At 43.2% G+C, this 1,207-nt stretch carries 2 protein-coding genes; both read right to left on the bottom strand.

The genetic code is table 11. The features are described 5' to 3' along the window. Nucleotides 1–180 precede the first annotated feature (180 nt). Complete coding sequence (gene trmB, locus B4033_RS06235; protein ID WP_004812311.1) at nt 181–897, bottom strand: tRNA (guanosine(46)-N7)-methyltransferase TrmB; 717 nt, start codon at nt 895–897, stop codon at nt 181–183. Between the two features lie 158 nt (nt 898–1,055). Then, nucleotides 1,056–1,207: STAS domain-containing protein (locus B4033_RS06230; protein ID WP_286832722.1), on the bottom strand; the 152-nt coding region annotated here is incomplete at its 5' end.

Genomic DNA, 1,207 nt, shown 5'->3' with positions numbered 1-1,207 from the left:
TCTTCTTGCGTTAAAGTGGGTGATACCTAGGAAAATTGCCAGGTATAAAGATGAACATCTATTTTTCTTTCTAAAATTGATTTCAGGTATTCTGATCGCCATCGTTCATTAATTCAAAGACAAATTCTTTTTATAAAAAAAGCGCTGAATCATCAGCGCTTTTTGGGGATTCATCTTGGATTAAGAGATTTTCTTAAAGATAAAGTCATTAATCTTATGGCCGGCTTCAATACCACGACGCTCGAATTTAGTTTGAGGACGCCAGTCAGGACGAGGATAACTGTTGCCTTTACCTGCCAGATTTTCCAAACGTGGACGCTCTTCAAGCACTTCCAGCATCCATTCAGCATACGGTTCCCAGTCAGTCGCAGCGTGGAATGTACCGCCGAGCTCTAACTTTTGTTCAACCAATGGCATGCGGTCGTGTGATACGAAACGGCGTTTGAAGTGACGTTTTTTCTGCCATGGATCAGGGAAGTACAATTGCACCGTGTTGATACTGTTATCCGGCATTTCACGCAGGACTTGAATTGCATCGGCATCCAGGACACGCAAGTTGGTTAAACCTTCCATACCTGCTTCATATACACATTGTGCGATGCCGGGTACGTGCACTTCAATACCGACAAAATTACGTTCAGGATTGGCTTTGGCCATCAGTACCAGTGAACGACCCATACCGAACCCGATTTCTACAGTCAATGGACGTTCAGGGTGCTCAAAATGCTGGCGCAAATCACCCGCCGGATATTCCAAAATTAAGTGACCATATTGTTCAAGCGCAGTACGTTGAGAGGTATTTAATGGCGCTGAGCGGCGCATAAACGTCACAATTTCACGGTGCTCGCTTAAATTGTCCAGCTCCACGACTTGCTGGTCTAATTGATCGTTCGACATAACTTTGGCAAATCTAAAAATTCAGAATGCGGTATTTTAAGTCCTGAGCGGAGCAAGTCAAACTTTTCTCGGGAATTCACTACTAAAAACTGGCATTGAGCTTATTCCTCAGAAAAATAAAAGGACCAATTGGCCCTTTTAAATCATATGAATGGTGATCAGGTTTGATAACGGTCGACCAAAGTACTGCTGGCTTCATTCAGTCCAGTCACCTGAACATCAACTCCTTGCGCTTTAAATTTCTGTACGACGTTATTGAACATATTCACAGAAGTGACATCCCAAATATGGGCATGGGTCAGATCCAGTT

The organism is Acinetobacter sp. UBA3132 (genome assembly GCF_002364825.1).
GTDB lineage: Bacteria > Pseudomonadota > Gammaproteobacteria > Pseudomonadales > Moraxellaceae > Acinetobacter > Acinetobacter schindleri.
The sequence above is the reverse complement of the archived record's forward strand: the minus strand, read 5'-3'. Positions and strand labels throughout refer to the sequence as shown.

Bases quoted from the DNA above. Each gene is read 5' to 3' on its own strand.
- trmB (WP_004812311.1), bottom strand. From the start codon at position 897: ATGTCGAACGATCAATTAGACCAGCAAGTCGTGGAGCTGGACAATTTA.